This window comes from Flavobacterium sp. ENC, assembly GCF_020991415.1.
Lineage (GTDB): Bacteria > Bacteroidota > Bacteroidia > Flavobacteriales > Flavobacteriaceae > Flavobacterium.
On sequence record NZ_JAJMOY010000002.1, the window covers coordinates 648897 to 661156 of the forward strand.

The 12260-nt window shown below is 35.8% G+C and carries 11 protein-coding genes; 7 read left to right on the forward strand and 4 right to left on the reverse strand.

All coding sequences use genetic code 11. The features are described from left to right. The 4 genes from LPB89_RS07475 (at position 1) to LPB89_RS07490 (ending at position 2125) form a co-directional block, all read left to right on the forward strand. A complete protein-coding gene (locus LPB89_RS07475) occupies positions 1–432 on the forward strand; it encodes a GtrA family protein (protein ID WP_230701144.1) in 432 nt (143 codons plus the stop codon). A 321-nt stretch (positions 433–753) separates the two neighbouring features. Beyond that, entirely contained in the window at positions 754–1332 is a 579-nt protein-coding gene (locus LPB89_RS07480) for a DUF4833 domain-containing protein (RefSeq protein WP_230701145.1), read from the forward strand. 255 nt (positions 1333–1587) lie between these two features. Next, positions 1588–1839, forward strand: coding sequence for a type II toxin-antitoxin system ParD family antitoxin (locus LPB89_RS07485; protein ID WP_230701146.1), 252 nt, complete (start codon positions 1588–1590; stop codon positions 1837–1839). Next, positions 1832–2125 carry a type II toxin-antitoxin system RelE/ParE family toxin gene (locus LPB89_RS07490; RefSeq protein ID WP_230701147.1) on the forward strand — a complete coding sequence of 98 codons (294 nt, stop codon included), beginning with the start codon at positions 1832–1834 and terminating at the stop codon, positions 2123–2125. Before LPB89_RS07485 ends, LPB89_RS07490 begins: the two co-directional genes overlap by 8 nt. Positions 2126–2560: 435 nt before the next feature. Here LPB89_RS07490 and LPB89_RS07495 read toward each other — a convergent pair whose 3' ends face one another. Together LPB89_RS07495 and LPB89_RS07500 are read right to left on the reverse strand one after the other, a co-directional pair. Beyond that, on the reverse strand, positions 2561–3535 hold the full coding sequence (locus LPB89_RS07495) for a polyprenyl synthetase family protein (RefSeq protein ID WP_230701148.1): 975 nt from the start codon (positions 3533–3535) through the stop codon (positions 2561–2563). Positions 3536–4083: 548 nt separating this feature from the next. After that, a complete protein-coding gene (locus LPB89_RS07500) occupies positions 4084–4818 on the reverse strand; it encodes an SDR family oxidoreductase (RefSeq protein ID WP_230701149.1) in 735 nt (244 codons plus the stop codon). A 214-nt stretch (positions 4819–5032) separates the two neighbouring features. Between LPB89_RS07500 and LPB89_RS07505 the strand changes: the two genes are divergently transcribed. The 3 genes from LPB89_RS07505 to LPB89_RS07515 all read left to right on the forward strand — a co-directional run bounded on the left by LPB89_RS07505 (position 5033) and on the right by LPB89_RS07515 (position 8961). Continuing rightward, positions 5033–5614 (forward strand): Crp/Fnr family transcriptional regulator, encoded by a 582-nt coding sequence (locus LPB89_RS07505; RefSeq protein WP_230701150.1) that lies wholly within the window; start codon positions 5033–5035, stop codon positions 5612–5614. 147 nt (positions 5615–5761) lie between these two features. Then, on the forward strand, positions 5762–6508 hold the full coding sequence (locus tag LPB89_RS07510; protein WP_230701151.1) for a YoaK family protein: 747 nt from the start codon (positions 5762–5764) through the stop codon (positions 6506–6508). 524 nt (positions 6509–7032) lie between these two features. Beyond that, positions 7033–8961: an RICIN domain-containing protein gene (locus LPB89_RS07515; protein WP_230701152.1), complete on the forward strand. Its 1929-nt coding sequence runs from the start codon at positions 7033–7035 to the stop codon at positions 8959–8961. Between the two features lie 427 nt (positions 8962–9388). Here the strand turns inward: LPB89_RS07515 and LPB89_RS07520 are convergent, their stop codons facing one another. Beyond that, positions 9389–10390 carry an aldo/keto reductase gene (locus LPB89_RS07520; RefSeq protein WP_230701153.1) on the reverse strand — a complete coding sequence of 334 codons (1002 nt, stop codon included), beginning with the start codon at positions 10388–10390 and terminating at the stop codon, positions 9389–9391. A 90-nt stretch (positions 10391–10480) separates the two neighbouring features. Continuing rightward, on the reverse strand, positions 10481–11377 hold the full coding sequence (locus LPB89_RS07525) for an AraC family transcriptional regulator (protein WP_230701154.1): 897 nt from the start codon (positions 11375–11377) through the stop codon (positions 10481–10483). Positions 11378–12260: the final 883 nt, after the last annotated feature.

A 12260-nucleotide genomic window follows, 5' to 3' on the forward strand; every position in this document is an offset into this window, starting at 1 on the left:
ATGTTTAAGAAAAAATCTATTTTTACTTTTCTGCAAGCACAAGTAGCGGCATTTTTAGGAGGCATTACCGATTATGGTTTAATGATTTTATTAACCGAAGTGTTCAAATTACATTTTACCTTTTCAATTCTAATCTCCGGAACCGTTGGCGCCATTATCAATTTCAGCATCAATAGATTTTGGGTATTTAAAAATCAATCGGGGTATAGCAGTACCATCAACAGTCAGCTTTTTAAATTTGCGTTGGTGGTGTTGGGAAGCATTTCCTTAAAATCATCCGGTACTTTTCTTTTGCAAAAAGCATTTCAAATCGATTACAAAATCGGAAGACTAATCACAGATTTATTTGTTTCTTATGGATTTAATTTTCCACTGATTAAATATTGGGTTTTTAGGGCAAACGAAAAACAGAATGTAATCGAATCAAATTAGGATATAAAAAACCAGTTGTGTAATTCGTGGTTTTTCTATTCAAGACATACTTCCGAAGTCCAATCTTATTAGGTTAAGCTTTTAGAAAATAAATTAATCACGCAAAGTCGCTAAGACGCAAAGTTTAAACACAATATTATCATTTCGACGCAGGAGACCAGAACGATAGTGAATAGGCGAAGCAAATCTCCACGAGAGGCTCGACAAAGATTGGATTTGCGTTGCGGAGTTAATTACAGCTATTTTCTTCGTCTGTTCGCTATGGCCCGAGTCTTCTATGTCGAAACAATCGCACCCAAGGGTTATATAAATATTTCGTTTATGAATAAATTACCATTTAAAATATTTAGAAAATCACTAATCGTTATCACGCTCTTAGTAAATATGGCTTCCGGAAATCTGTCGGCACAATCCAAAAATCCGTCTCCATTACATTTTCCAACGCCTAAAAATATAGAAAATATGCTTTTTTACATTCAGCGTGACCCCAATATAAACACTGCTATTTATGCCCTAAACTATCAGGAAAATGGAAAAATAGACAAAAGCAATCCTATAAAAGCCTATTGGATTCGCTACGCTGAGAAAGGAGAGAAAAAAGATTTTAGTTATATACAGCGCAAATTTGCCTACGGCATAGAAAGCAAAACGGTAAATAATGACGAGTTTGAGCTTCAGTTTGTATCCTATAAAAAGCTACCCTTAATCTTGAAAAAGACAGATTCAGATCAAAAATATCATGTTTTTGTAAGTGTAAACCAGAAAAAAATACAGGTAGAAAAAATATTTGTACGCATTGAAGGTGGTTCTTTTTGGTTACCCAATGTAAAGTATGCCGAAGTTACCGGAATTGAGGCTTCTTCTAATAAAATGATTACGGAGAGGATGTTGTTGAAATGAGATGGCTAGACAATATTTTATATTTAAGTTTCAAACATTGCAGTGCAATGCATTTCCCTAAGACAAATTATCTCAATACGTTTCCCCAGGTTGAAACCCTGGGCTATATTTGAAATACAAAACAAAAAAGCCCGATCGCTCGGAAATTCTTTCCGTGTTCTTTCCTGATATAGGATATTATAAAAACTGGATTTTGCCAAAAAAAACTAATAATTTGAAAAGTTACCATTTTTTGGTAACTTAGCTAAAAAAATTATGGGACGAAATACTTCTATATCGCTTGGTAATCATTTCGAAAGTTTTATCGAACAGAGTGTAAATGATGGAAGATTCAATAACGCAAGTGAAGTTATCAGAGCCGGTCTTCGACTTTTAGAAGAGGAGGAAAATAAAATTGTAGCTTTAAGAAAAGCGATCAATGATGGAATTGAAAGTGGACGTGCAGTTGATTTTGATGCTAAAAAACATCTTGACATTTTAAAAGCAAGAAGAAAATCAAATGGCTAACTTTTATTTAACAAATAAAGCTGTTGATGACTTATCTGAAATTTGGGATTATACAATCGAAACTTGGTCTGAAATGCAAGCTGAAAAGTATTATGATTTACTTTTGGCATCATGTTATGATTTAGCAAATAATCCAGAACTTGGCAGAAACTATGATATAGTAACGAAAGGAATATTAGGTTTTAAATCAGGTGAACATATTATCTTCTACTCAATTATATCAAAGAACGAAATAGAAATCGTAAGAATCCTTCATGGAATAATGGATTTAAAAAGCAAACTGTAAGGAACACAGCTCTGCAAAGTGTTCTTTATTTATAAAATATGCTGATCGCTGTGCGAAGTCTCCCGACTTCGTACCCACTCCAGTGATCCACAAAAAGATGAAAAAAATTGGAAAGGAATGTTGTAACGGGTACGAAGTCGGGAGACTTCGCACTGCAAGTGCCAACACTTCGTAGAGCGGGGGAGAATGTTGTTGAAATGAGATGGCTAGACAATATTTATATTTAAGTTTGAACCATTGCAGTGCAATGCATTTCCCTAAGACAAATTATCTCAATACGTTTCCCAAGGTTGAAACCCTGGGCTATATTTGAAATACAAAACAAAAAAGCCCTCTTTCTCCGAAGTGTTCTCATGAAAAGTTACGCAATCCCGAAAACCTTCGGGATTGCGCAGCGTAAAGAAGAATACTTTGCAGGGTGGGGTATGGAGAAGACTAAACTTTCCTTATCATCAGGTTTGTACCAATTTCCTTCAGGAGTGCCTTCTTATTTTCCCTTATCTTAAGTTTGTTCAAAATATCAAATGCCTTCAATGTGTAGCCCGCGACAGCCTCTTGCGTTGCTTTTTCCACTCCTGACATTACAAACAATTGTGTGACTTTTTTTATTTTCTCTGTATTATCGACGAGCCGGAGATCATATAAGCTTTGTAGTTGTGTTTTCTGGGCTGGAGCTGACAATTCCAGACTTTTCAAATATAAAAAGGTTTTTTTATTTGCAATGATATCACCTCCTATTCGTCTTCCAAAAGTGGGTGTGTCACCAAAAATATCCAAATAATCATCCTGTAGTTGAAATGCCATTCCTATATTTAATCCGAAGTCGTAAATCAACTCGCAGTTTTTCTCAGAAGCCTTGGCAATAACTGCACCCATTTTGAGTGATGACGCAATAAGTACTGCTGTTTTGTATTGAATCATTTTCAGGTATTCAGCTACCGTGACATCATGCCTGCTTTCAAAATCTACATCCAATGTCTGTCCTTCGCAAATTTCTAGTGCCATCTTATTGATTACTTTAATCAAAGCGATTGCAATAGACGGCTGATACTGCTCAAGATACTGATAGGTTAAAATAATCATTGCGTCACCCGAAAGGATGGCAGCATTTGTATTCCATTTTTGGTGTACTGTCGGTTTTCCTCTGCGAATAGGATCGTCATCAATAATGTCATCATGAATTAATGTAGAATTATGAAAAACTTCTACAGCAACGGCTGCAGGTAGAGCAGATTGGTAATTACAATCAAAAATTTCTGAAGCAATTAACGTGAGAACAGGCCGGGTTCGCTTTCCTCCTAAAGATAACATATAGGATATGGGTTCAAAGAGGTTTTTAGGTTCTTTATGTATAAGCTCCGCTTTCAAATAGCAAGTAAAAAATTCTGTGTATTGAGTTAATGAATACATAGATACATATTTATTGATTGTAAGTATCTAATTTACAGGTTTTTTTGCGGATTTATTCCCTCAAAATAAATAAACTGTGTGACTTTATTTTTGCAGAATATAATTGGAATTTATACGTTATCGTATATATGCAATGGAACAACCCCCAGCTATGCGAAGTGTTCTTCATTTATAAAATATGCTGATCGCTGTGCGAAGTCTCCCGACTTCGTACCTACTCCAGTGATCCACAAAAAGATGAAAAAAAATTGGAAAGGAATGTAGCAACGGGTACGAAGTCGGGAGACTTCGCACAGCAAGTGCCAACACTTCGTAGAGCGGGGTTGCTCGAGTATGCGCAACGATAGTCCGGAAATTCTTTTCGTGCCCGTTGGTGTATTAATAAAAACCGGCGCTCTCCAAAGTGTTCTCATGAAAAGCTGTCAATCCTAAAAGTCTTCGGGATTGCGCAGTGTAAAGAAGAACACCTCGGAGAGCGGGGAGGCTTCTTTTTATGCTACTATCTAACAAAAAGCCGGTAGTTACCGGCTTTTAATTCACTTTTTGCTTCATATTAACAATGTCCCGCCATCAATGACCAGGCTTTGTCCTGTCCCGTGCTTTTGTTTCATCAGATATAAGAATCCGTCGGCAACATCTTCCGTTTCGCCCACTCTTTTCAGGAGGAGAGTATCTGCATAATACTTATACATACCCTCGCGATCGGCTTGTGACATTGCATCCCACAAATTGCTTTTTAAAACACCCGGCACTACACAATTAACCCGAATAGGGGCCAATTCAACTGCCATAGCCCTTACAAAAGCCTCCATGGCTCCGCATATGGCTGAAGCTACTGACCATCCCGCTCCCGGACGTGCATTGGCTGTTCCGCTGGTCAGTGAAATAGAACCTCCCTGATTTATAAAAGGCGCAGCATATTTTACCGCCGCAACCGCACTCCAGAAACGCAGGTCAAAAAAAGATTTTGTAGCATTAATATCGGTTTCACTAATAAGGTTTAATTGAAGATTTTCACCAGCTGTATAAACCAGATGGTCAAAATTTCCAATTTTCGTAAAGAAGCTCCTGATATTACTCTCCTTGCTTAAATCTATCGCAAAACCTTCTGAATTTTCAGGCAGCTGACTTAGAGCATTATTGATGCGATCCGGGTTACTGGACACTATAATAACTTTTGCTCCCTCTTGCGCAGCAGCGATTGCGGTAGCTAATCCAATGCCTGAACTGGCGCCCAATAAAATGATCTTCTTACCCGAAAGGGTTTTTAAATTTGTATTCATAAAATTAAATTTAGATAAATGGAGATTAGTAATAATTAAAAAGAGCAATTGGCATTATAGCTGTTTCTTTAATTCCCTTTATTTAATTATGATTGCAAATCTCCTGAAAATAAAAGCTTTGGCACTTAACAAATGGTAAAAACGAATCGGTTTTTATCAGGTATTATTCAAAATTAAGTTCTAATTTTGGGTGCTTTAACTAATTGGGATCAATATGCCTGTCATCTCCAGCAACCTCATTTCTTTTTTGCAGCAGTATCATGTATTTGACGAAAAAGAAAAAGAATTAATTTCAGAATATTTTATGGAAAGCAGCCACAAGGAAGGAGATTATCTTTTTTATTGTGGGCATGTACCAGATGAATTATTCTTTATCAGTTCGGGTATTCTCAGAATTTTAGTGCAAAATGAAAAAGGCAATAACGTTACCCATTTCTTTTTAAAAGAAAATCAATTTTGCACCATTTTAAACAATTTTAAGAATGGGACAGTTGCTACAGAAAGCATCCAGGCAGCTTGTAATACCCGGGTTTTTAGAATTTCAAAAAAACAACTTGAAGTACTCTATTTAAAGATTCCTGCTATTGAATCAATTATAGCACAAACTATTCAACAAACTCTTTTAGACAAGATTCTGATCCGAAATAGCTATCTGGGACATGATTCAACAACTAAATATAGAAAATTCATAGAGCAGCAGTCCGATATTGCATCCCGTGTATCGTTAAGTGACATCGCGGCATATCTTGAAATAACACCACAATCTCTGAGCAGGATTCGAAGGAATATTAAGTAAAATAGTGACCTCACAAAGGATGATGATCAATAGATCGTTTATGCAGAAAACCATTTTTTTGCTGACGTTGTATTTTTTATTTAGTGGAGTGGAATCTTACCGTTCAGTAATAATTATAATTTAGGAATTATAAAATACTAAGATACAATGTTCAAACATCATGGAAACAAAAGAAATATAAGGCATAATCTTAAAATTGCCTCTTTATTATCGTTTGTGGCAGGATTGGTAAATGTAGCGGGTTTTTTGGCAGTTCAAAAATTAACAACCAACGTTACAGGACACTTTGCTTTTTTTGTAGATGAGATTTTTAAGCTTAATTTCAGGCAGGGATTTATTTACTTTCTCTATATTTTCTTCTTTTTTCTGGGATCTTTTTTTTCAAGTTTACTGGTTGAGTTTCTCTTGCGAAGAAATGAAAAATACACTTATGTAATTCCAACAGCGATTGAAAGCATAATTTTGTTCGGGATTGCTGTATTTGGAAAGTATTTGATTATACGAAATCCTGACTTTATAGCCTATACCTTATTATTTGCCATGGGGTTACAGAATTCTTTGGTAACAAAAATATCGAATGCTACTGTAAGAACAACACACCTGACAGGGCTTTTTACAGATTTGGGAATCGAATTATCCCAACTGTTTTTTTATCATGAAGATTCCTTTAGAAAAAAGCTGTTTGTATCAATAAATCTGCGAATGACCATTATCAGTTTTTTCTTTATAGGCGGAATAACAGGTGGAATTTTTTATTCCGATCTGGGATTACATGTTTTATTGATAGGGGTTATGGCTTTGCTTTTAGGACTCTTATATGACAGGATTAGGTTTAATGCTGTTTTATTGGAAAGGAAGTACAGAAGGCGTATAATGCAGTTTAAAAGCAAATAGCTTTAAGAAAACTTTAAGTGGTATTGAAGTTGAGCATAGGATCAGGAAGAATCAGCTCATTAAATCAGGGATAATTCTGTAAGTTACGGCCTAACTTTTAAAGTACTTAAATTCTTATATTTCATTTCTGACAGCTGCGACAGAACGGTTTACTATAGTTAAGCAACCAGTTGTTTTATAAACCTGCTTTTTTAGCCCTTTATTATGGATGTTTGGAAGTAAATAACACTCATTATTTATGATAATTCTAAAAACTAATTCTATATTTTTTTTGATTATTTTATAAAATTTTAAACTGACTTTTTTGAAACTTCTAATTTTTAGGCAGCAAGTGAGTTTGTTAGTGATTTTAATTATTTTTTGGCTGTAAATATAAGTATAACCTATTTTTTTGTGATTATATTTTATAATTAATAAAATAAATAACACAATCGGTTGTTTTTTAATTCTTTTTATTGTTAAATTAGCAGTAAAAAACCTACTCACAGGTGAGTAGGATATTTACTAACTAAACCATTTAAGTTATGAAAAGAGTTCAAAAATTACTTTTTCTGTTTTTAGTATTTATTCCCCTGATACAATTATTTGCATGGCCGGGAATGCCACTGCCTGCTCTGCATATTGAAGGCAAGAATTTAAAGGATCCTTGCGGGAAAAACGTTTTATTACACGGTGTTGCCATAACTCCCAGTCCCTGGTTTAATGGTTGCTCTTATAATCAATGTCGTTGGGATAACTATAATGTTCAAGGTTGTTTAAATTATAATAATGCCGTTATGGATGCGCTCACGGATACCAATAACGGATGGAAATTAAATTATATAAGGCTTCATATTGACCCTTACTGGACCAATACACCTGGCTGCTCAGCAGGGGAAAATGACATCTCATGCTTTGATTACAATAGGTTAGTAACTTATGTAAATCAGGTTATAGTCCCTTTAATTAATCATGCCAGAAGCAGAGGACTCTATGTTGTCCTTCGCCCTCCTGGTGTATGTCCTCAACGAATTGCCTATGGAGACAATTACCACAATTATTTAAGAAAGGTATGGCAATATCTTTCGAACCATCCAAACTTAAAGAATGTAGATAATGTTATGTTTGAAATAGCCAATGAACCTATAGAAATACTTGGGACAAATGGAAATTGGGGTGCAACGGGTGATGAGCATTTTGCCGCGTTGCATAATTACTTTCAGGATTTAGTAAATATAATTAAGGGGAATGGTGCAAATAATGTTTGCTGGATACCGGGAACAGGATATCAGTCTCATTATCAAGGGTATCCAAACCATTTGATAACCGGAGGTAATATAGGTTATGCTGTTCATGTTTATCCGGGATATTGGGGAGCTAATGCAGAAAATACCACTAGTTTTAACAATGCCTGGAATGCTAACGTGCAGCCAATTGCGAACGTAGCACCTATCATGATAACAGAAACAGATTGGTCTCCTACCGGTGCCGAAACATGGGGTATCGGTACAACAAGTGGTTTTGGTCTTAATATGAAAGGCAGAATTGACGCTGCCGGTAATTGTAGTTGGAATTTACTTGCACCGGAAGGGTTGATAACTAAAGCAGATCCATATAATGTCACCACTGCTTTCAATAACGATTGGGAGTCTTGTGGTGCACCAGTTAAGCAGTGGTTCTCTGCCTATGCAAATAGCAATATACCATCACAAATCTGTAGTAGTACTTCACTCGTAAACAATGGTGTTTATGAAATTGAATTTAAAACAAATTCAAGTAAAGTATTAGATCTTAAGTATGGGACTAATGCAAATGGAACTGTAATCCGTCCCTGGGATAGATCAGGGGCAACAGCACAACAATGGATTGCTATTGATGCCGGAAATGGCTATTGGCGTTTTAAATCAAATGCAAGTTCTACAGGACGTGTAATTGATCTTGATAGCGCAGATCCGACAAATGGAAAATCGATAAGACTTTGGGATAATTATAGTAATGATGCTCAAAAATGGTTAGTAACCGATGTGGGTAATGGTTATTATAGCATAAAATCAGCCCTAAATACATCAAAAAGCTGGGATATTTCCAATTGTAACATGGATGGGACAGCAAATCTTCAAATTTGGGACAATTACGGAACTTCATGTCAATTATTTAAGTTCAATAAAATAGGAAATGCTTCAAAAATTGCAGATGAGAAAAATAGTATAAGTAATACTGTTGAAATAGATACTGATGTCCAGGTATATCCTAATCCGTCAAAGGGTGGAGAGTTTAATATTTACTTCGCTTCACAATCAGAAGAAAATTATTCTCTTACCATATACTCAATAGACGGCGGACGATTATACGAAACAAAAAATCTAAAATCTAATACTAATGAAGTTATTAGAACTAAACTTGCCAGAGGTATATATTTGGCGATGATTTCTCAAAATGCCACTAAAATAACCAAAAAACTAGTAATCGAATAGCCTATTCTAAAATAGTACATATAGATTTTGGAGGTTTACTTTCTAATTTATACCTCATTATTTATTTTATTACAAAACCACTATCTTAATAAAGTAGTGGTTTTATTTTTACTCCAAACTTAACGACCATCCTGTAATCTTTGCGGTCAAACAAGTTAGGAAACACCAGGTTTTCCTTTGTGTAAATCATTAGACCAATCACGAAATTCAAAAGGCATCGATTTTTAAATCCAACATAAAAGTTTGATTTTTTTAACTGCAGCAATCTTTTGTCGTTATTTAATTTTGAAACATTGAATTGCGTCAGAAAAACAAAGAATCTCGTTAAATGGACTTTACTCCAATAGTACATCCAGGGTGCCACAAAAAAATACAAGCCTCCAAAGTCATTTGATTTTGGAGGCTTGTCTATTTTAACCATGTGATTTTAATGATTGACCATTTTCATAGCTTCTTCACTGTACCGGTCTCCTATGATAGGATATTGCTTAAGGAGTCTGTCAATTGTCACCAGATCCTCATTTGTTATATTGATGTCAACTGCCCTTGCATTCTCTTGCAGGTATTTTCTTTTTTTGGTGCCGGGTATTGGAATAATATCATCACCCTGAGCCAAAACCCATGCAAGGGCCAGCTGTGCCGGCGTGCATTCCTTATTCAGGGCCATTGCTGCAAATTCGCTCACTAGAATAGTGTTATTATCTATATTCTCCTGTTGGTAGCGCGGTAAGGTTCTTCTAAAATCATTATCTGCAAAAGTGTCGATATTAAGGACATTCGTAACCAAACCTCGTGCTAAGGGAGAATAGGGCACCAGTGAGATTCCAAGTTCACGGGTAGTCTGTAATATATCTGTTTCAACATCTCTGGTTAGTAACGAATACTCACTTTGCAGGGCAGCAATTGGATGTACAGCGTGTGCTTTGCGGATCGAGGCCGGTGAGGCCTCACTCAGTCCAAGATAACGTACTTTTCCTTCTTTTACCAAATCTGACATTGCGCCAACAGTTTCCTCAATTGGAATATTTGGATCAACACGATGTACATAATACAGGTCAATAGTGTCTATTTTCATACGCTTGAGGCTGTTTTCAACTGCAACTTTCATCCAGGCAGGCGAACCGTCAAAGTAGGTGCCGGCTGCACTGCTGGGGCCTGCAATACCATCTTTAAAACGGAATCCGAATTTCGTTGCGATAAATATCTTATCGCGGTTGGGCACCAATACCTTTGATATAAGTTCTTCATTGGCACCATTAGCGTACATATCGGCTGTATCCCAAAAGTTGATTCCTAGGTCAAGGGCTTTTTCCAGCGTAGCTAAACTTTCTTTGTCATCTGTAGGTCCGTACGCAAAGCTCATGCCCATGCATCCCAAGCCAAGTGCAGACAGATGTTCGTCAGTTTTTCCAAGTTTTCTGTATTTCATTTTTTATCTTATTTTGTTTCCACAAATTTAGATTAGCAAACGCAGCAGAATTTATAATGATCAAACTGATAGTTATAATATTCAAACAGACTACCTCAGCTGCGAGGGTGTCAGACCTGTATGCTTTTTAAAAAAAAGAGTAAAATAGGAAGGGTATTCAAAGCCAAGGCTGTAAGCAATATCGGCTATATTCCAGTTACTATGTTGTAATAATGCCTTTGCCTCTTTTATAATGCGTGCAGTGATATGCTCAGTTGTAGTCTTGCCGCTTACTTGCTTTACCGCACGATTAAGGTGATTGATGTGAACCGATAAAGCAGCCGCATAATCGGCTGGGGCTTTCAGTTTGAGCACAAGTGCAGGCGAATCAATTGGAAACTGTCTTTCGAGCAATTCCAAAAATAAGGAACAAACCCTTGATGAGGCATTAGTGTAGGTGTGAAAATTGGTTGCAGGATTATTTTTCATGGCCTCATGTATGATCAGATGCAGATAACTGCGCATCACATCATACTTATGTGGATAAGTGGAGAGCATTTCTGCCTGCATCTTCATGTATAGAGACGAAAGTTCCTTCAATTGAACAGCATCGGGAAAGAATATCGGGTTACAGCCAATTTTGAATAAAGGCGAATCCTGTAAGCTGCCCAGACGCTCGCTATGCTGAATGAAATCTTCGTTAAACAAGCAATACCAGCCTGACTGCTGCTCAGACTCTGCCTCCCAGGAATAAGGTACTACAGGATTGGAAAAAAGCAAAGCTGGCCGGTCGATTTGTATCCATTTGTCAGCATAATAGATTTTACCCTTTCCGATAATTAGGGAAACTTTATAAAAATCCCGGCGGCTGTAAGGACTTACCACCGCGCAGCTATCTCTGCTGAATATGTTAATATGTCCGATGCCTGCATTATTAAGGGGTACAAGTGCTGGTGCATGGCTGGGAAGTCGTTTATAAAAATCGCTAACGCTTTCGGCTTGTTTCATTGTGTAAATTTATAAAAATAAAACGGACCTCAGATACGAATATTTTTATAGCGCTTGTAAAGTAATTGCGTAATCTTTATGTAAAGGCATGATTTATTTTTTACACAACTCTGCTGCTGAATGATATCGTTTCTTGAAAAATGAAAAAAAATTAAAAGATTTGGTTTTGCAGCGCTAATACTTTTTCAATTGCAACAAATGAGATCGCTTTTTGATACAAATGAGTACCTTGAAGTGATAAAGTTTTAGTGATGTTTGCAATAACAATTTTTATTGCCATCACCAGTAGTTTCAAAATGATATTTTAATATTTGACTTTACTTTAATTTATTTAAAACGCAGTGAATTATCATTTTAACAAAAGTTTTATTTGATTAATTAATTCTTTGTTTCCCTGTAAATTTATTCTTTTTGTAAATAATTGTTTGAGTACAGTTTTAAAATAGATACTAGATGAGAGAATTGAAATTATCGAAACATTTGCTTTTTGCTGTGGATTAATGGAAAGAAGATGAAGTAAGAGGCGTCTGATATTTCATTGAAACATGGCAACTTTTAAATTGATCGGTTAAATTTAAGTTAGTTTGAAACTAGAGAGTTTGATAGGCTCTCTAGTTTTTTTTTAGTAACAAAGTGAAAATAAAAAACGAAAATAATTACCCTGACTAATAAGGAAAAAAAAAAGTATTTACTCCTACTTATCACGTAATGAAAATATACAATGTACGACCCTGGCCTTTGGGTAAAATTGAGACAGATTCATCAAAACTTTTGCTACATTTGATTGTTAGTGATTGGCCTAATGAAATTTAAACAAATAGAAATCCGGAAGCTTTTTTGATGAAATGCACGCAAACCTAAACATATGCCTCTGCTGTAATTT

Excerpts from the sequence above, each read along its gene's own strand:
- LPB89_RS07475 (WP_230701144.1), top strand. The coding sequence starts at position 1 with ATGTTTAAGAAAAAATCTATTTTTACTTTTCTGCAAGCACAAGTAGCG.
- LPB89_RS07480 (WP_230701145.1), top strand. The coding sequence starts at position 754 with ATGAATAAATTACCATTTAAAATATTTAGAAAATCACTAATCGTTATC.
- LPB89_RS07485 (WP_230701146.1), top strand. The coding sequence starts at position 1,588 with ATGGGACGAAATACTTCTATATCGCTTGGTAATCATTTCGAAAGTTTT.
- LPB89_RS07490 (WP_230701147.1), top strand. The coding sequence starts at position 1,832 with ATGGCTAACTTTTATTTAACAAATAAAGCTGTTGATGACTTATCTGAA.
- LPB89_RS07495 (WP_230701148.1), bottom strand. The coding sequence starts at position 3,535 with ATGTATTCATTAACTCAATACACAGAATTTTTTACTTGCTATTTGAAA.
- LPB89_RS07500 (WP_230701149.1), bottom strand. The coding sequence starts at position 4,818 with ATGAATACAAATTTAAAAACCCTTTCGGGTAAGAAGATCATTTTATTG.
- LPB89_RS07505 (WP_230701150.1), top strand. The coding sequence starts at position 5,033 with ATGCCTGTCATCTCCAGCAACCTCATTTCTTTTTTGCAGCAGTATCAT.
- LPB89_RS07510 (WP_230701151.1), top strand. The coding sequence starts at position 5,762 with ATGTTCAAACATCATGGAAACAAAAGAAATATAAGGCATAATCTTAAA.
- LPB89_RS07515 (WP_230701152.1), top strand. The coding sequence starts at position 7,033 with ATGAAAAGAGTTCAAAAATTACTTTTTCTGTTTTTAGTATTTATTCCC.
- LPB89_RS07520 (WP_230701153.1), bottom strand. The coding sequence starts at position 10,390 with ATGAAATACAGAAAACTTGGAAAAACTGACGAACATCTGTCTGCACTT.
- LPB89_RS07525 (WP_230701154.1), bottom strand. The coding sequence starts at position 11,377 with ATGAAACAAGCCGAAAGCGTTAGCGATTTTTATAAACGACTTCCCAGC.